Raw genomic sequence first — 18,515 nt, 5'->3', positions numbered from 1 at the left:
CACCGAGACAAAACTGTGCAGAAACTTTGTCACAGCTAATAAGTATTGGATATTCCATTTCCCATGTTACCTCCCTACCGGGAAACCGGATACAATATATGTTAGTTCTATAGTTTACTCCGCTAATAAGGTTTTTGAGTCAAGTGAGAACCAAAAAAGCTTATTTTTACGACTTCATCGTTTTGATTATAGCAACTTGTGTAACTTTAAATAATAAATAGCTTATTTTATTTTCTTGAAGTTAAACCAAGTAAAACGATCGAATGATCAACTATTTGTAGTAATGCCTCTAAATCATCCTCACCAAACATTGTTTGAAATTTCACTTTATATTTGTGATGATAGTAGAAGGATGTCATTGTAAGTTCCTTTGTAAGGAACAAAGAAACAGGATGATTTTCTCCCCATATTTTTTTTAATTTCCTATATAATATTTCATCGTATTCCTTTGAATCTTGTGTTTCCAAGAAAACAAGAGTTACCCTGCAGCCAGGTTTTCTTGTTGTTTGAAGAAGCTCACCTGATAGTTCATGATGTGGCATTTCTATGAGGAATTTAGCTGTTTTTCTTTTATTTTTTATTCCTTTATAAGAGATGGAATATTGTCTGGACATCTTTGCTAGATCAATAATATCACTGCGATCTGTCACAGAAATTTGTTCGTCAATATCCATATCATAAATATATCCTTCTATTACAACCTTTAAATTATCGAAAACTGTTGGATCGAACATTCTTCCTCCCAATGATCGTAAAAGTTTATAGCACTATGTATAAGATTTACTTTACCATATTTTTTACTTATTAAATAAGTCAGAACCACTCATATTTACACAAAAATTAATTTTTTCTTAAAAACTGGTTATTTATTGAAATATATAAATTGAATTATTTTTCTAAACTTTCTATAATAAAGAATCAGTGACTGTTGGTTATCTTATTTTTATAAAGTCTTAAAGCTTAATTTTGTAGCGGGGGTGTAGTTATAATGCCAATTAATATTCCAAGTCATTTACCAGCAAAAGAAATTCTTGAAAAAGAAAATATTTTTATTATGGATGAAAAACGTGCTTACTCTCAGGATATACGTCCTTTAAATATTATTATTCTGAACATTATGCCAGAAAAAGAAAAGACCGAAACACAGTTATTGCGTTTGTTAGGAAATTCACCATTGCAACTAAATATTACCTTTTTGCGACCTGAAACACATACATCAAAGACAACAGCAATTGAACATCTAAAGGAATTTTATACCACATTTCGTCATATCCAACATAAACGATATGACGGCATGATCATAACAGGTGCGCCTATCGAACACCTGGATTATGAGGAAGTTTCATATTGGCCTGAAATGCAAACAATTATGGATTGGACGAAAACAAATGTTACTTCAACTTTACATATTTGTTGGGGTGCACAAGCAGGACTTTACCACCATTATGGCGTAAATAAATATAAACTGGAAAAAAAATGCTTTGGTATTTTTGAACATGAAGTTGTGGATCCGACTGTAAAACTATTAAGAGGATTCGACGATTTGTACTATGTTCCCCACTCTAGACATACTGATGTATTAAAAGAAGAAATTGATCAAATCCCTGAGTTACAGATCTTATCATATTCAGAAAAAGCCGGTGTCTGCCTGGTTATGTCCAAGGATGAAAAACACGTTTTTTTAACGGGACATCCTGAGTATGAATTAACATCCCTACAAGATGAATATGAACGTGACTTAGCAAAAGGTTTGGAAATTGACATTCCTGAAAATTATTTCCGAAACAACGATCCTAAAAATAAACCTATTCAATGCTGGAGATCTCATGCAAATCTTCTTTTTGTTAACTGGCTCAATTATTATGTATACCAGGAAACTCCTTATAATTGGGACTGAATTAATAGAGTAGTCTCATTTAGATTTCGATTGTTTACAACAACTTAACATCTTAAGAAATACTTAATAATTGCTTTATGAAAAAGTAACATTTATATGGTAACCTAAAAGACAAATTCAGTTCATATTTTCATATACTTTGAATATGGACTGTTTTCATGTATATCGAACTGTTTTTGACTAGATTGAGGTGATGATGTTGAAGCCAAATTCAAAGGTGTTAATTTTAACTGCAAAATACGGAAATGGTCACGTTCAAGTTGCCAAAACATTAGAAGAAAAGTGTAAGGAGCTGGGATTTAAAAAAGTTATTGTCTGTAATCTTTATTCTGAATCATTTCCAGTTTTCTCTGAAATTACTCAATATTTATACTTAAAAAGTTTCTCCATCGGAAAACAATTTTATCGTCTTTTTTATTATGGAGTTGATAAAATTTATAATAAAAGATTAATGAACTTATATTTTATTATGGGACATAAACGATTACATCAAATTGTAACTTCAGAACAACCTGATATGATCATTAATACATTTCCTATGATTGTTGTTCCTGAATACAGAAGAAAAACAGGAACAGTTATCCCAACTTTTAATGTATTAACAGACTTTTGTTTACACAGAATATGGGTCCATGAAAATATCGACAAATACTATGTCGCAACGAATCATGTTAAAGAAAAATTATTACAATTAGGAATTCATCCAAATCGTATAAAAGTAACTGGAATTCCAATTCGAAAACAATTTGAATTGGAAATGGATTTAAACCCGATTTATCATAAATACGGCTTAGATCCTTCAAAGAAAACATTACTTATTATGGCTGGTGCACATGGCGTTTTGAAGAATGTAAAAGAATTATGTCAAGCCTTCTTATCAAAAAATAAACAGTTACAAATTGTTGTCGTATGTGGAAATAACCATCCTCTAAAGGAATCTCTCGATTCATTAGGTAAAAATTATCCTCAACAATTTAAGGTGTTAAGCTATGTAGAACGTGTGGATGAGCTTTATCGAATCGCTTCATGTATGATTACAAAACCCGGCGGCATTACATTGACAGAAGCTACAGCAATTGGTGTACCTATTGTCCTTTTTAAGCCAGTTCCTGGTCAAGAGAAGGAAAATGCACATTTTTTCGAAAACAATCAATCTGCACTTATTATTAATCAAATTGAAGATATATGTGAAGAAGTCCATAATCTTTTAATGAACGACCAAAAACTTCTAAACATGAAGCACAATATAAAAAAATTAAATGTCCCTCACTCCGCTGACATGATTGTACAAGATATGATAAAAGAGTCAGCTTATATTAAGGATAAACAAGTAATGGTTGGCTCTGTTAATTATTAATAATTCTAGTAATAGCTTAAAATAAATTGATTTGAATAGCATGCAGACCAGCACATGTCTACAAATTGAATAGAGATAAAATAGCATTACCGGATGGATGGGTTTATCTATTATCTTGGGGGCAATAAATGGATACAAGTACTCATATTACCATGGGATTAGGATTAGCAGGTCTTGCCTATTTAGATCCAAATGTAGCAACAAATCCGGAGTTAGCTACTGCTGTTATGATTGGGACAGTCATCGGTTCAAATGCACCAGATTTTGATTATGCGATAAAAATCCTTAAAGGAAATGGTATGTATACTGAACACCATAGAGGACTGTCCCATTCTCTCCTAGCTATGATTATTTGGCCAATATTGATCGCTTGCATCACATTTGCAATTTTCGACCAAATATCCTTTATACCATTACTGTATTGGACCTCTATTGCTGTTATTTTACACGTACTGTTTGACATTTTTAATGCTTACGGGACTCAAGCAGGACGGCCATTTACAAAGAAATGGCTATCATTAAATTTTATTCCATTGTTCGATTTATTTATTATTCTTGTTCACCTAATAGGCTTTATATTTTGGTTATTTGAATTTCCACCAGGGATCATCTTTTTCTTTTGTTATGTTACTCTTTCTTTTTACCTTTTTTATCGTTACCTTATTTCTCTCCGTCTAAAAACAATGTTGGCTAAATATCATCCAATAGCAAGTTATACGGTCATTCCTACTTTATCTATTAATAAATGGGATTTTGTAATTGAGACAGATGACTACTTTAGAACAGGCCATGTAAATAAAAGAGAAGTTATCTGGAATCATTCATTTAGAAAACATGATCCTTCCTGTCCATATATTCAGTCTTCACTTAAAGATTGTAATGTAAAACATTTTCTCGCTAACTCAAAGCATACTCATGCACTGTATGTCGAGAGACAAAATGGATTTGAAGTTCGATGGTTCGATCTTAGATTTAGACAAAATTACCACTATCCGTACATGGCATTAGTACTCTTAGATAAAGATCTCCAAATAGTTACTTCCTATACAGGCTGGATCCATCAATCAAGGTACACCAATAAGAAAATGATGCCAACACATGACAAAAACATAGAACTAAAGTAAGGAAGGTAAGCCCGATTCACGAAAGACTATGCTTAATCGCTCTTTCTGAATATAGGGCTTTTTATTATATAAAAACATCAAATGACATGCATATATTTTTTCCCTCGGAAAAAAATATATAAGTAATTAAAGGTTTCATTATTAAGGAGGGCCTATAATGACTAAAAAAATGAATAAAGGCAGCAGTAATCAAAATTCACCTAGAAACGGTGCAAATCAAATGGAGCTAGCAGAGGAACATGTTGCAGGTGATAATAGTAAGGGAAACAAACGTAACAAAGACCAAAGAGACAAAACAAGAGAAGAATAACATAAACATTGACTTTACCGTATATGAACGCTATTTAGACAAAAAAAAGAGCAGACATGAAATGTCGCTCTTTTTTAGTTTACTCTCCTAAACCTTCAGTTGTGATCGCTCTTTCCACAGCTTCTAATGCTGCTTCCTCGTCACTTCCACTTGCAGAAATTTTCACTTGAGTACCTTTAGAAATCCCAAGAGACATAACACCCATTATCGATTTTAGATTTACAGTTCGTCCATTCGCTTCTAGGTTTACATCTGCAGTGAATGAATTAACCGCATTTACTAATGCAGTTGCTGGTCTAGCGTGAAGGCCTGCTTCACTTGTAATTGTAAATGTTTTTTCTACCATTTTTCAAAAACCCCTTTCAAGATAGCCAATGCAGCTTTAAATAAAAATGCGATGATTATGTATCATTCATCAAAGTTGCAGCTAATATAAGCTACATATCGTATTACCATTATTATAAACTTTTTTTGAAAAAAGGGAACTAGTTTTCTTTTAACTTATTGTCTGATTTTCAGTTATTTTATATACTTCCTGTTTAGGAATAACATAATGGACATGTAATGTATACGTGTCAGTATTCATTCTTTCTACTACAAAGTTCTCTTCATTACCTTGCACTATGATTACAGAGGATTTTTCCAGATGAAAAATGTTATGATCTAACTGTAAAATCAAATCACATATTTTATTGAATTTTATATGATCTATTTTTCGATGGCATGTCACAAAAACATCTTTGCTTCCTATTTTAATCTTTCTCACAAAGACCATCCTCTACTTGTTTTAGCCATTATATGCTTGTACATACGAATCTATTATAAACTTTCAGAAAGTTATGTTAAAATATGCTACTTTACCTTGACGTATATCTTGAGATTAGTGTATAGTGAAATTATCATTAAGATGAGTATATATTGGTAACAACCTAGTTTTCACATCATGTCTACACCTTACATATCATATTCTTAAATGATAAAATTTTTTTTAGCACCACCTGTGCTACAGTATTAGGAGGATTAAGTACTATGCAAAACGGTAAAGTAAAATGGTTCAATAACGAAAAAGGTTTCGGATTTATCGAAGTTGAAGGTGGAGACGATGTATTCGTACACTTCACTGCTATCCAAGGTGATGGATACAAATCATTAGAAGAAGGTCAAGAGGTTTCTTTTGAAATCGTTGAAGGTAACCGCGGACCACAAGCTGCTAACGTTACAAAGTTATAATCACTAGTTTAATTGTGATTTAACATAAAACAAAACTTAAACAAAAAGAGGTTGGATTATTTCCACCTCTTTTTTTCTTATAGTGACTTTTGACTTATTAGTAAATACTCAATCGCTTTTACATTTTGTTTAATACTTTTCTCGATCCGAGATACTTCATTATGATTGAATACATTCGCATTGTTCGCTATAAAGACCAATTTATCAATATCTTTATAAATTTCCTGAAAAGCTTCTTTTATTGATGAATCTAATGGACCATTCGTCAAGTCCTTAACCCCCTCTCCCCTTATTTATAAATCGACAATTTCTAGTAAATATGTTTTATATTTGTTCTATTTTTTTACAAGATGAATTCTATTTTCATTTTAACACGTCATTTAAAAATGTGATATAAAAAATAGAATGTTTTTTTTAACGAATATTATTAGAGATTAGACAAAAACTATCTTTGGAGGTGGTATTAACATGGACCAAATTAATCACACAGGATTAATTAGTGGAATGAATGAAATTGCACAGCTGGAAGCATCAGTTAAAGCCGCACAAAAAATGGTTGGAGCAGCCACAATGCAAATGGATCCTGAAGCAATTAAAAATGCTGAAAATGCAATTAATGATGCTAAAGCACTAATGAGTCTAACTTCCGATACTGGATTTGACCAGGACTTTTTAACAAAACAACAACAACTGATAGACCAGTGTCAACATCAATTGTCAGAAGCTAAACATTAATAATATTTACAGGTTTTAAAAAAATCCGCTAAGAAGCGGATTTTTTTAGATTAATTTTTTGCCAACACTTTTTATTTTATCTCCAACAGTACAACTTTTTATACAAAAAGTGTGGGCATATGTTTTACCAAATTCTTCTCTGAAATGTTTTTTTAATAAACAATTTGAACAGTAGGTGTCAATAATTTCACTTAACTCTTGTAACGTTTGTTTTTTATTCATCCATCTCAACGCCCTCATCTATCGTCATCTTACTTTTAATTTCAATACCTTCCAACGCTTGAGTGGCCAATTTATCAGCCTCGGTATTTTCTTTTCTTGAAACTGGTTCATATTCCGGAGTTATTCTTAGTTGATTAAGTTTAGCTTCAATTCGATCAAGCCAAACATTAAATTCTGGTTCATAACACGGCCATTCACCGGATAGTTGGTTTAATACGACCTGTGAGTCACCTTTAAATAATACCTTTTGTCTTGATATTCCATATTCTTCAAGAACTTTAACTAAATAAGCAAAAGCTGCATATTCCGCCTCATTATTAGAGTCAATTTCATTTGCTTTTTCATTCATTCTTATTCTATGCCTATTTCCACTTTGGGTAAAATAGATCACTGCTCCAAATCCAGCCAGTTTAGTATTTTTATGAAATCCGCCATCAAAGTATGCAACAACATCGTGTGGTTCATCTTTTACAATATCTTTTAACTTCTTTAACTCTTTAAGATTCCATGTTTGTCCATCTTCTGAAGTATAAGTAATTTCTTTTACTCTTCCCGTTTGTAAAATATCTTCTGATATCATAATCGCTTCATTTAATGAAAGAAAATTAGATACAAGTTCTGTTTGCAGTTTTTTCTTAGTTTGATACATCCACTCAATTCGATATTTCAACTACGTCCACTCCTGAACATGAATTATTATAAGGTAACTAAAAGTAGTCTTTATATTTATTAATGTAATCAATATGCTATAATCATATTCGATTTATTATAATAATGATTCCTATGTTGTGTGAGACCAATGGTAATTATTTTACCATCGTTTGCTGATTTATTAAAGGATTAGGTATGAGGAGGGAAATTTTTGATTGAAGTATATGTTGACGGAGCCAGTGCCGGTGATCCCGGTCAATCCGGTGCAGGAGTATTTATTAAAGGACATGGAAAAGCCGAAGAATTCTCTATACCACTAGGCTTAATGTCAAATCATGAAGCGGAATACCATGCGGTTATTAAGGGTATGGAGATTTGCATTCAAAATGGTTTTAAAGTTGTATCGTTCCGAACAGATTCACAATTAGTTGATCGTGCAGTTGAAAAGCAATACGTAAAAAATAACCAATATTCCCCACTCTTAGAAAAAATACTTGAACTCGCTAAGGAGTTTGATTTATTTTTCATTAAATGGATTCCAAGTAAAGAAAACAAAGTAGCTGATCAACTTGCAAGATATGCCATCCGTAACCAATAATATATTCAAAAATGATTGTATTTGAAAGAGTGAATGTAATGAAAAAACTATTTGCAGACGGAAGTCTATTATTTGTTGCTTTTATTTGGGGTTCCACCTTTGTCATTGTACAAAATGCGATTCAAACATTACCGCCACATTTATTTAATGGTATTCGGTTCCTTTTAGCAGCCATTATCCTCTCATTGTTTGTAGGGAAGAAAGAAAAAAAATTCATTACACTGAAGTTAATGAAAGCAGGCACTTTCCTGGGATTCTTTTTATTTATAGGCTATGCCTTTCAAACAGTAGGTCTTATTTATACAACATCTTCTAAAGCAGGTTTTATTACTGGGTTAAGTGTGTTGATTGTTCCCATACTTGCTATCTACTATTTAAAAGAACCACCAAAACTCATCATCTTCATTAGTGCTGGTTTTGGAACAGTTGGTCTTTATTTTTTAACATTAGCAGGTATATCACAAATAAACTTTGGGGACTTACTAATTTTAATATGCGCAATAGGATTCGCTTTTCATATTGTGTTTACAAGTAAATTTACTGAACAACATCCAGCACTACCTTTAACCATTATTCAATTATTGACGGTATCTATACTAAGCTTTCTAAGTTCATTTACATTTGAAGAAACCTTGGTTTCACTTAATCAAGTTTTACATGGAGACGTTATCTTTGCATTGTTAATAACATCTATTTTTGCAACCGCTATTGCCTTTTATATACAAACTAAATTTCAACAGTTTACAAGTGCAGCTAGAGTCGCCATCATTTTTGCAATGGAACCTGTATTTGCAGCAATAACAGCATTTTTTGTTCTCAATGAACGATTGTCAATGTATGGATTAATCGGATGCTTGTTCATTTTTACTACTATGATAACAACCGAAATCCCCAAGCTGCTTAAAAGAGAGCTGAAACAAACTAATCATATCTAAAAGGTGTTAATTATAATGAGTGTGATAATCCAAGCTATTTCATCCCTAGAAATAGCTTCACATTCACATCTCATATTAAGTGTAATGATTCAATAAAACGAAGAGCTTGTTTACGATTGTTTATTTTTTCTGATTTAAAATTTTCCAGCAGGGAAATAAAAAATGAGCCGTCAAATTCCTTTTGAATCTTTAATGTTAATTCAATCGCTATTATAACTACTTCATCTACTGTATCTGTGTACTGTTGACCAAATGCTATAAACCCATTTGCATCATCCCCTAATACAAATCCTTTACTTATTAAGTGATCAACATATTCACTAACCGTTCCAAACATATTAAGATTCATCCTTTGTTTACGTTGTCCTCCTTTGATCTTATCTAAAAACGTCGACAAATTCTATCATTATTTTCATTTTCGTTACCAATCTTTGCTACTTTTATCACAATTATTCAATACGTATTTTATAGGTAGTAGGTCATAATAGTATTGGAGGTGGATATCAAATGAGTAGTGAAAAAAGAGGAAATAATCGAGGAAGAAAAGCTCCAAGTGTAAATCCCCAAGGACACGCAGCAGATGTTGAATTCTCTATGGAGCCGAAAAGCAAACTAGAAAATGCTGCCAAGAAGAAAAACACAAAATAAAGTAACATGCATGAGTCGAGGGTTCTCTCTTTCTTCGATATCATGCATGCTTACGTGTATAGCTTTGATTACTTATTCAACCTTTATATAGCTTCCTCTTGTGAAAACATGATGTTCTTAAGTATTGACTGAATCCCTCTTAGTTCATGCTCCTTTATGATAGAAAGTGCTTTTTCTTCATCAATTAGGAGAAGCGAATCGTCCAGTAAACATTCTAATGGAGCTGTACAATTAATTTCAGCTAATTTCCTTGAAAGATGAAGCATTTCTAAATCATTCTCAATTTTCATCTTTTGACTCTTCGTAAGTTCGGATAAACATAGAAGTAATGCGTCAATCGTTTTGTATTGAGAAATAAGTTTAAAAGCTGTTTTCTCGCCAATCCCCTTTACTCCCGGATAATTGTCACTTGAATCTCCCATTAAGGCCTTTACATCAATTAACATACGGGGTTCAATTGCAAATTCTTCAACATATATATCTCTTGTATAATGCTTATAATTGCCTATCCCTTTTTGTAAGATTAAAACATCCACTTGATCATTTAATAGTTGAAGAATATCCTTATCTCCTGTAACGATGGATATTTTCATTTCAGTTTCAAACTTCTTTGTTAATGTTCCAATACAGTCGTCAGCTTCAAAGCCTTCTATACCAATATTTGTTATGTTTAATGCTTCTACTACTTCTTTTGCCAAGTTGAACTGAGGCTGTAATTCGATTGGGGCTTCAGGTCTATTCGCTTTGTAATCAGTAAATAAATCATTACGATATGTTTTACTGCCCATATCCCAACAACAAATAATATGTGTTGGTTTTGTATATTCAATAACAGCAAATAAATGCTTTAATAAACCAGTAACTGCATTTGTCGGAATCCCTTTACTATTGATCATAAATTGACCGTACACAGATGTTGAAAAGAACGAGCGAAATAGCAAAGCCATTCCATCCACGATTAATAAATGCTGATCTTTTTTCAATTTATCTCCCTCACAATCAGTAAAATACTTATAAAATCATACTTCTTCATAATCAAAGAATAGTATATCATAAAAAATGAGACCTTGTATTTGGTACTTCAAGTCAATTCCTGATGCATATAAACACATAAAAAAACCTGTAGAGAAGTTATCTCCACAGGTTTTCATAAATTGATTACTCTTTATTTTTACTGCTTAATTTAAGTGCTTCATTTTGTGCATATGAAGCAAATTCAGTATTAAAATCATTTTTCTTTTTCTTATTATTATTACGTTGTGCATTTGCATTACCTAATTTTGTACGTCCCATAAAATCATCCCTTTCACTTCATTAAGAAAAACATTTATAGTGTTTCACAGAGATGATTTTTAAAACCGGATGGGATCTTGGTAATGTATAACAAAAATAACAATGCTGAAATTACATATTAATTATTTCCCATATTTTCTTTCCACAAATTCCTGTACCATTTCCTTTGTTACCAGTTTACGCATCGGTACAATTCCTTCTGACGCTAGCCTGTTCATTTCAGACGTTACCTGATTAATAGGTTCAACTTTAAATGGTTTAGAATTTACACAGAGAAAAATAGCTTCTTCAATTAAAGATTCTCTTTTCGCTTCTAATTTTAAGAAAGATTGAATGTGTTGATGCTGATTTTTACTGTGCTGACTAATTGCTTCATGTACGTTACTCATGTCGTTCCACCTCGTTTTTCCATTAACCTTTTAACGTGTTCTTTAGGGTCCCAGCAATTAAACGAATAAGTTGGCTTCGTTTCGTATTTTAAACGACTACAATAATAGATCATTTTTTTATCTTTTCGAATCGCCTTAAAATGTATACACGTTGCACAAACTTGATACGTTTTTGAATCCAACCTTTTTCCCCCTGCACATTAAATGAGTTTTATCAATAAATTGTATCATAAAATTAATGATGTTGAAGATTATTCTCTTGTAATAATTGAACACTTTCTGTGATGACAGCTAACTCTGTTTTTAAGTGTTCCGTGTCTTCATGTCGGATATCCAACAAAGCAGAAAACCCTTCCTCTGTTTGTTTCTTTACCTCTTTTATGAGGAGGTGATGAGAAGATCCAATTGCATCACGATAATAACTTGAAAAATTCTCAATGTATTCATTTAATATACTTGAAATAGGGCTATCCATTCGTTTAGATAAGTCATCAGACATGAACTTTTTCTCATTACGCTCAAAGAAAGATTTTGTATTCTTAAATAACTTCAAAGTCGGCTGAATAGTTGCCAGCATACTTGATGAAAATTCAACAACTATTGTTGGTGTTTGAATTTCTGGAAACTCAATTGTAGCAAGTGTAACATTTTTAGATTTTTTCTTTATGAGCTGTACGATCCGGCTGAACTCACCATCTAATGTTTTGTAAATAACTTTTTCTATTCTTAATGATGTAGCTTGCAGTTCTTGTATTAATTCAAATTCTACCGTTCTGACAAGCTCTTCTAAACAAATTTTTAACGCTTGTTGAATGTCAGCATTTTGGTTAAATATGCTCGGATGGAAGCTCTCCTTAAAAAAATCATTAAATCGGAAAAATAGTCGCTGCTTCACGTAAAAAATCAGCTCTTCTATTTCTTTAGAAATAGATGTAACAATATGGTCAGGAGATATATTCGAAATTTCATCGTTGACTTTCATTTGCTCTTGCAGAAGGCTTTCTCTTCTCTCCTCTTTTTCCTTGCCACTCAACTCGGCAGCATGAATAAGGGATTGAATCCTATCCTTGCAACGATTTAAATCTTCTTTTATTGATAAAAGAGTTGTATTCGTTAATTCTTCTTTAATAAAAGTATTGAACTGTTTTTGAAATTCAATATAATCTTTTTCTTCATCTACTTGGCCTGATAAAACATTTAAACTGGATACTCCAAATAAGCGTACATTTCTTATCTCATGCTTTAAAAACTGATCTTTAATATAAGACTTAACAACTTTCACTTCTTCTTCATCTTTAGCTAAATCCACTGCATTGATAATGAAGAACATTTTATCAAGTGTAAAGGAATCTTTAACCCTTCCTAATTGTCTTAAAAATTCACGGTCACCTTTTGAGAATGGGTGGTTGTAATAGGTGACATAAAGAATTGCATCTGCCTTTTTAATATATTGAAAAGCTACATCTGTATGTCTTTTATGAAGGGAATCTGCTCCCGGCGTATCAACTAAGGTAATACCAGCCCTGGTAATCGAGCAATCAAAATAAACAATGACCTCTTCAACTAAACATGCCTTTTCTTCCTTAGCAACAAAATCCCTAAATGAATTCGTATCCGATTGCACGGTAAGTCCTTCACTTGTTAACGTTTGATAATCTACTATCGCTTTTTGATACTTTGCTATCTGTTCAGTTTCGTTTTTATTTTGGCCTTGATAGTTTCGAAGTACTTCTGCTATACTTTCGATCGAAAAATCCTTATTATTCAATGATGGAATACTAATCATTATGTCCTTCATTAACATCTCTTTTGATTTCAATTTCACTTCAACTAGTCCATGTGCCTTTTCAGATGTTGGCGGTGCTATTTTATTTATCGTCGCTGTTGTCGGATTAGGTGATGAAGGTAACAGTCTTTCTCCTATAAGTGCGTTAGCAAAGGAAGATTTTCCTGCACTAAAGGCACCGAATAACGCAACAGTAAAGGTGCGGTTTTTAAAACTGTTAATCTTCCCTTCAAGTGACTCTGTAAATTGCTTAAACCCTTGGATATTGTCAAGACGTTTGACAGCCTGCTCTGCGTTCTTTATAAACTCATCCCGCTTACTGTAACGAGTATTGTATAGAGGCTTTGAAAATTGATCCTCTCTTGGTTCTTCTGCAGCTACTACCTTTTCTTGTATTTGGATGTCTTTTGTTACTTTCTTATATGTCTGATGCTCATTTAACCATTTTTCTTCATTATGAGTTGAAACAAATATTCCTTTATTTAGTTCTTGCAATGAATGTTTATATTGACCAAGTGTCTCGAACTTGAATAAAATCTCTTTATAATGGCCAATTTCTTCATTTTCGCTCTTTACCTTTACATTTATTTCTTCGATTTGCTCTTGAATTTCATTATTAATACCATCAATCATCTTTTTAAATAAGTCCATAACTTGATGCTTACTTTGCTTTTTGATTAATTCGCTAACATCAGAGGAATACGTTAAAATATACTGATTATTAAAAGAAGCACCAGTTTTTATTGCATCAGATACAAGCTGCTCTGAAACGTTGATGGAAAACGATTGAGCTTCTTGAATAAGCTTTGGATCATGAATTTCGTATGATTGAATAAATTCTTTAAGTAATGTAATAAAGTGCCAGGAAATTTGCGTTTCTGTATTTTTCTTCAGACTGTCATATAGTTCTTTTTTTCTTTTTTCACGTTCTTGTTCAGTTTTAGACTTCGAAAAAAGTAAACCGATCTTAAATGAAGGATCTGCTGCCTCAATAAAAGCTGAAGCCTTCTCCCTAGTTTCAAATGGAATTAAATTTGCACTTTTTAATATTGCCGATACTTTTTCTTCTGTATCTAAGACAAGCTTTTCCATCTTCTCTTCTTTCTGCTGTATTTGCGCAAGTAATTGATTCAATTTGTTTGTATGTTCATCTAACTTCTCACGAATCTCATCCTCGTTTAGATCTATTAGATCAAGCTGTTCCTCAAATTTGTCAATATGCTCCGACACAACTTGTGTAATTGATTGAGAAATATTTTGCTCCAGAAATCTATTTTTATCTTGAATCACCACTCTGATTAACTCTTTCACTTTTTCTAAATCATTATAAGGATGTTGATCGTTTTTTAAGGTTGTAAAAAACACGTCCTGCGGATGTAGTCCTACTTCTGCAAATGATCCCTCAATGTTTTGTCTAAAGTCTTGGAAACGAATTTCTTTTTCTTCATGTTTATCAATTTGATTGACAATCAAGAAAATCATTTTATTTCGACTCTTCATTTCTTGGATAAATGAAAGGTTCTCTTCTGATTGAACATGATTGTAGTCGGTTACATAAAAGATAACATCCGCTAAATGAAGCATTGATTCTGTTGACAATTTATGTGCTGCATCTGTGGAATCAATACCAGGTGAATCCATAATAACAACATCTTCTGCTAAGTTGTCATAAGGTTTTTTAATACGAATCCTCTCAATATCGTCACCTTGTTTACAATATTCTTTGATTTGTTCTATTGAGTAGTCACCTGATAATTCAATGCTTTCTTTTGCGGCAGAATATAAGGTTACCTGCTCTATCCCTTTTTCTAACAAAACAAGATTAGCACTTGTAGGAATTGGACTTGTCGGTAAAATTTGCTCATCTAATAGTTTGTTTATCATGGATGACTTTCCTGCCGAAAAATGTCCTGCATAAGCAATATACAGTTTTTCTTGTTCAAGCTTATGAGACATTTCGACTAATTTAACCGCATTTTCATGATCTTTTTCATGGATCATTTCATGAAGATTAATAATGGTTTGCATCAATTGTTTTGATTTTACAACAGTTGTCATGTTTATCCCCTTCACTTATGGCACTTGCAATTTAATAACTTCATTTTACAGAATTATATGCAAATTTTCTATCGTCGTTTTCTAGAAAAAAGAATAAAGGCTCACAACAATTAGCTGTGAGCCATAAAATTCTACTATATAAAATGTTCAAATGATTATGCTTTTTGGGTATCAATATTTTTTAATATGTAGCCAATTAAAAAGCTATACGTAACAACGGTACAACCGACAAATAACATCGTCATATTCGCAGCAGACCTCCATATTTATGAGAATGATTTTCAACACAATCATATTTTATCATCAATGATAATCATTTTCAATGGGACTTTTAATATTTTTTGAAAAATCTTTCTTTATTACCTTTTCGGCAAAAATCTAGACTTAATCGGAAAGACCTCATGATAATTCGTATATGTTTGAAGAGCGGATTCTTCAGCAGGAATTCTTATCGTCATCATTACCACATTCAGGATCGTAAACAGAATTGCCGTAATATAAGCATGAAATAATAAAGGCAATAATAAAATTTCAACCGCTACTACAATATAATTCGGATGTTTTACAAATTTGTATGGTCCCCTTGAAATGACCACATCATCTGGGACAATTATAATTTTTGTGTTCCAGTAATTCCCTAAAGAAAAGACTGACCAATACCGCAAAAACTGTGTCACAAAAAGAATCGGAAACATAACAAACCATATGTCTGTTAACTCTCTTTGAAAAACTTGAACTTCTATAAAAAAGGAGATTAAAAAGAGGAGATGTAATGACACGATATAAGGATAATGGTCTTTTCCATGCTCAATACCGCCTCTATTCTTCATCCACTTTTCATTTTTCCTTGCAATAAATAGTTCTGTTATTCTTTGTACGATTAAAAAGAAAAAGACTATATAAAACATCCCTTATCATTCCTCCCATTGAACAAGCAACATTTCAGAGCTAAATCCAGGTCCAAGAGCACCAATTAGACCATACTCTTTCGCTTTACCTAGTTCCCTTTGGAGATATAATTCTAAAACATACATAACCGTTACTGATGACATATTCCCATGATTTATTAGCACTTCTTTTGAAATATGTAGTTGTTCTTCTGAAAAGCCGAGACCTTCTGTATAAGCATCGATTACTTTTTTTCCTCCCGGATGGGCAATAAAGTGGTTTATTTCGTCTAATTTCATTTTATTTTCTTCCAGGAAATCAATAACTTGTGGGCGAAGCCACTTTTTTATAATTGAGGGGATATCTCGTGAAAAAATCACGTATAGACCATTATTTTTAATATCCCACCCCATTACATCTTCGGAATTACGCATCAATGTTGATCTTGTATCAAGTATTTTAGGGATAGAATGCAATTTGGATTTTGATTTCCAATCAACATTATTTCCTACCACACAAGTGCATGCAACACCATCTGCAAAAAGTGATGTACCTATTAAATTACTTTTTGACCTGTCATCATGTTGAAAAGTTAAGCTGCATAATTCCACTGAAATAACAAGAACTGTTGAGTCTGGATATGCCTTACAATATTCATAAGCACGAGACAAGCCTGAAGCACCGCCGGCACACCCCAGTCCCCAGATTGGAATTCGCTTTGTTGTTTCTTTAAAAGGCAGTACATTCATTATTTTTGCCTCTATACTCGGAGTTGATAAACCAGTTGTACTAACAAAAAAGAGGGCATCAACCTCTTCATATATAATATTGTTTTGTAATAATGTTTTATTAGAAAGGCAATTTTTCACTGCTTCAATCCCATGTTTCACTGCAGTTTTAATATATAGATCATTTTTCTCTTCAAACGATCTTGGCTTTTTGTACCATTCAACAGGCTGTGCAAATTGCCGCTTTTCTATTTCTCCATTTTTAAAAACGGGTAAAAGGCGATCAAAATCCTTAAACGAATCCTCAAATATTTCTTTTGCAAATTCTACAGTTGAATCTTGAGTCAATTCATATTGAGGAATAGATTTTCCTACCGATAAGATATAGGCCAAAGTCACTTCACCTCATTTTTCTTCAAACCATCTTCAAAATATATTAACTTTACTTTTTCCAAATAAGCTAAATTTATCCAAAATAAAAAAAAACCGCCGAATGGCGAGGCTAATTGACTTTATACTTCATGCTTTAAAAAAACTTATATTCTATGATTCACACTTTCACTTGCAGAAACATGTAAATTCATTACCCTATTAAAGCTCAAAAGTATCCTCAAGATTTGTTGATATCCCTTATCGTTCGTTCCTAAAAACGTAAAAAAACGCCTCACTCCAATGCTATCAAGGATTTAAGACGTTTTAACTACTCAAATTTAATGGAGTTAATTGATACTTTACAAGAAAGTTTTTTCCTTATTGTAATAGGTAATTTCCTCCTTCTCTCCTCTTTACCAAGTGCAGAGGTGTAATCTTTTTACTTAATTCCTTTGTTGTAGATCACTAATTCACTAAAAATCTCAAAACTAGGGAATATATCCTTTAAATGCCTATTACCCTATGTTTATTATTCGTTTAGAGGGCTTCATTTCATTTTCCAAAACTGCTAAACGAATAAGTTTCAACTTTATTTCCTTGCTAAGTAAAAGCCATTCAGGTTTATTAATTCTCATTTTAAAGTCCTCCTATCGATAATTGTTTGGTAAAAAAGTGATTTTACACTATTATCTGAAGTAACTAATGATAATTTTCTGTTATTTCTGTTTTTCCCGTTTATTTGAATTCTTAACATATATTTTATTGTCAATTTATTTGCTTTTTCTACATATTTTTTCCATCTTGATTTAATGTATATTTCTTTTTCAGCTATCATTATTAATCTTAATCTAGAAAGTTTGTACCCATTCAAGGGAACTAAATTTAATTCACATTCTTGTTAAGAAATTAAATTCAAGTACTTTATATTTCTTATAGCGATGTATTTTTATGGAATTCATCGTTTTTCATCTCTCAAAGCAGTGCTAATAACACTTATCGCTATAGTAGAAAAATACATATAGAGAGAATCTAATTAACTTCGAAAATCTTCTTAAAATAGTGAAGAGATTTAATCTACAAAAAGCCAAAAAGCTTCAATTCCTTACTAGCAAGGAATTGAAGCTAATTTGATGATCGGAAAGAAATTCGAAACCCCGCACCCACCAATGTCAATATATTCTTTTTACGTATTAGATAAAAAACATCTTGTCTTCAAGGTCCTGTCCTACTAACGAAAGCAATAGTTTACCTTATACTAAACTATCTTCAATAAAATCTTATTAAATTTTTTATG

General features: G+C 32.1%; 23 protein-coding genes. 9 read left to right on the top strand and 14 right to left on the bottom strand.

Annotated elements, in window-relative coordinates:
• Positions 1-227 precede the first annotated feature (227 nt).
• Positions 228-734, bottom strand: coding sequence for a hypothetical protein (locus BK577_RS10670; RefSeq protein WP_078432862.1), 507 nt, complete (start codon positions 732-734; stop codon positions 228-230).
• Positions 735-988: 254 nt separating this feature from the next.
• Between BK577_RS10670 and metA the strand changes: the two genes are divergently transcribed.
• From metA to BK577_RS25980, 4 genes are all read left to right on the top strand, one after another.
• On the top strand, positions 989-1,897 hold the full coding sequence (gene metA, locus BK577_RS10665) for a homoserine O-acetyltransferase MetA (protein ID WP_078432861.1): 909 nt from the start codon (positions 989-991) through the stop codon (positions 1,895-1,897).
• 199 nt (positions 1,898-2,096) lie between these two features.
• Positions 2,097-3,254, top strand: a complete 1,158-nt coding sequence (locus tag BK577_RS10660) for a diglucosyl diacylglycerol synthase (protein ID WP_139367338.1) — start codon at positions 2,097-2,099, stop codon at positions 3,252-3,254.
• 128 nt (positions 3,255-3,382) lie between these two features.
• Positions 3,383-4,378 carry a metal-dependent hydrolase gene (locus BK577_RS10655; RefSeq protein WP_078432859.1) on the top strand — a complete coding sequence of 332 codons (996 nt, stop codon included), beginning with the start codon at positions 3,383-3,385 and terminating at the stop codon, positions 4,376-4,378.
• A gap of 157 nt (positions 4,379-4,535) precedes the next feature.
• The gene (locus tag BK577_RS25980) at positions 4,536-4,688 is read left to right on the top strand and encodes a hypothetical protein (protein WP_169908202.1); all 153 of its coding nucleotides are present in this window, start codon (positions 4,536-4,538) and stop codon (positions 4,686-4,688) included.
• Between the two features lie 79 nt (positions 4,689-4,767).
• On the opposite strand, the gene BK577_RS10650 is transcribed toward BK577_RS25980, so the two are convergent.
• Together BK577_RS10650 and BK577_RS10645 are read right to left on the bottom strand one after the other, a co-directional pair.
• A complete protein-coding gene (locus BK577_RS10650; protein ID WP_026562603.1) occupies positions 4,768-5,034 on the bottom strand; it encodes a phosphocarrier protein HPr in 267 nt (88 codons plus the stop codon).
• 150 nt (positions 5,035-5,184) lie between these two features.
• Positions 5,185-5,454, bottom strand: a complete 270-nt coding sequence (locus BK577_RS10645) for a hypothetical protein (RefSeq protein ID WP_078432858.1) — start codon at positions 5,452-5,454, stop codon at positions 5,185-5,187.
• 263 nt (positions 5,455-5,717) lie between these two features.
• On the opposite strand from BK577_RS10645, the gene cspD reads away from it, so the two are divergent.
• Positions 5,718-5,918: a cold-shock protein CspD gene (gene cspD / locus BK577_RS10640; protein WP_046590248.1), complete on the top strand. Its 201-nt coding sequence runs from the start codon at positions 5,718-5,720 to the stop codon at positions 5,916-5,918.
• A 77-nt stretch (positions 5,919-5,995) separates the two neighbouring features.
• On the opposite strand, the gene BK577_RS10635 is transcribed toward cspD, so the two are convergent.
• The gene (locus BK577_RS10635; protein WP_026562600.1) at positions 5,996-6,187 is read right to left on the bottom strand and encodes a hypothetical protein; all 192 of its coding nucleotides are present in this window, start codon (positions 6,185-6,187) and stop codon (positions 5,996-5,998) included.
• Between the two features lie 199 nt (positions 6,188-6,386).
• Here BK577_RS10635 and BK577_RS10630 point away from each other — a divergent pair, with 199 nt between their 5' ends.
• Complete coding sequence (locus BK577_RS10630; protein WP_078432857.1) at positions 6,387-6,653, top strand: DUF2564 family protein; 267 nt, start codon at positions 6,387-6,389, stop codon at positions 6,651-6,653.
• 45 nt (positions 6,654-6,698) lie between these two features.
• On the opposite strand, the gene BK577_RS10625 is transcribed toward BK577_RS10630, so the two are convergent.
• Together BK577_RS10625 and BK577_RS10620 are read right to left on the bottom strand one after the other, a co-directional pair.
• Entirely contained in the window at positions 6,699-6,875 is a 177-nt protein-coding gene (locus tag BK577_RS10625) for a zinc-finger domain-containing protein (RefSeq protein ID WP_078432856.1), read from the bottom strand.
• Positions 6,868-7,545: a ribonuclease H family protein gene (locus BK577_RS10620; protein ID WP_078432855.1), complete on the bottom strand. Its 678-nt coding sequence runs from the start codon at positions 7,543-7,545 to the stop codon at positions 6,868-6,870. Before BK577_RS10620 ends, BK577_RS10625 begins: the two co-directional genes overlap by 8 nt.
• Positions 7,546-7,737: 192 nt before the next feature.
• On the opposite strand from BK577_RS10620, the gene BK577_RS10615 reads away from it, so the two are divergent.
• A complete protein-coding gene (locus BK577_RS10615; RefSeq protein WP_078432854.1) occupies positions 7,738-8,124 on the top strand; it encodes a reverse transcriptase-like protein in 387 nt (128 codons plus the stop codon).
• A 38-nt stretch (positions 8,125-8,162) separates the two neighbouring features.
• Positions 8,163-9,059: a DMT family transporter gene (locus tag BK577_RS10610; RefSeq protein WP_078432853.1), complete on the top strand. Its 897-nt coding sequence runs from the start codon at positions 8,163-8,165 to the stop codon at positions 9,057-9,059.
• A 70-nt stretch (positions 9,060-9,129) separates the two neighbouring features.
• Here BK577_RS10610 and BK577_RS10605 read toward each other — a convergent pair whose 3' ends face one another.
• Complete coding sequence (locus BK577_RS10605) at positions 9,130-9,396, bottom strand: DUF6123 family protein (RefSeq protein ID WP_078433531.1); 267 nt, start codon at positions 9,394-9,396, stop codon at positions 9,130-9,132.
• Between the two features lie 170 nt (positions 9,397-9,566).
• On the opposite strand from BK577_RS10605, the gene sspL reads away from it, so the two are divergent.
• The gene (gene sspL, locus BK577_RS10600) at positions 9,567-9,707 is read left to right on the top strand and encodes a small, acid-soluble spore protein L (RefSeq protein WP_026562594.1); all 141 of its coding nucleotides are present in this window, start codon (positions 9,567-9,569) and stop codon (positions 9,705-9,707) included.
• Between the two features lie 83 nt (positions 9,708-9,790).
• On the opposite strand, the gene BK577_RS10595 is transcribed toward sspL, so the two are convergent.
• The 7 genes from BK577_RS10595 to BK577_RS10570 all read right to left on the bottom strand — a co-directional run bounded on the left by BK577_RS10595 (position 9,791) and on the right by BK577_RS10570 (position 17,242).
• Positions 9,791-10,690: a 5'-3' exonuclease gene (locus BK577_RS10595; protein ID WP_078432852.1), complete on the bottom strand. Its 900-nt coding sequence runs from the start codon at positions 10,688-10,690 to the stop codon at positions 9,791-9,793.
• A gap of 175 nt (positions 10,691-10,865) precedes the next feature.
• The gene (locus tag BK577_RS26600; protein WP_264144522.1) at positions 10,866-11,000 is read right to left on the bottom strand and encodes a hypothetical protein; all 135 of its coding nucleotides are present in this window, start codon (positions 10,998-11,000) and stop codon (positions 10,866-10,868) included.
• A 122-nt stretch (positions 11,001-11,122) separates the two neighbouring features.
• Complete coding sequence (locus BK577_RS10590) at positions 11,123-11,389, bottom strand: DUF2533 family protein (RefSeq protein ID WP_078432851.1); 267 nt, start codon at positions 11,387-11,389, stop codon at positions 11,123-11,125.
• Complete coding sequence (locus tag BK577_RS10585; protein WP_078432850.1) at positions 11,386-11,571, bottom strand: hypothetical protein; 186 nt, start codon at positions 11,569-11,571, stop codon at positions 11,386-11,388. The genes BK577_RS10590 and BK577_RS10585 overlap by 4 nt, the downstream gene beginning before the upstream one ends.
• Before the next feature lie 53 nt (positions 11,572-11,624).
• Complete coding sequence (locus BK577_RS10580; RefSeq protein WP_078432849.1) at positions 11,625-15,233, bottom strand: dynamin family protein; 3,609 nt, start codon at positions 15,231-15,233, stop codon at positions 11,625-11,627.
• 359 nt (positions 15,234-15,592) lie between these two features.
• Complete coding sequence (locus BK577_RS10575; RefSeq protein WP_078432848.1) at positions 15,593-16,141, bottom strand: isoprenylcysteine carboxyl methyltransferase family protein; 549 nt, start codon at positions 16,139-16,141, stop codon at positions 15,593-15,595.
• A gap of 6 nt (positions 16,142-16,147) precedes the next feature.
• Positions 16,148-17,242, bottom strand: a complete 1,095-nt coding sequence (locus tag BK577_RS10570) for a type III polyketide synthase (protein ID WP_078432847.1) — start codon at positions 17,240-17,242, stop codon at positions 16,148-16,150.
• Positions 17,243-18,515: the final 1,273 nt, after the last annotated feature.

Origin of the sequence: Metabacillus halosaccharovorans, from assembly GCF_002019635.1 — a bacterium.
Classification (GTDB): domain Bacteria; phylum Bacillota; class Bacilli; order Bacillales; family Bacillaceae; genus Metabacillus; species Metabacillus halosaccharovorans.
This window is presented reverse-complemented; position numbering and strand designations above follow the sequence as displayed.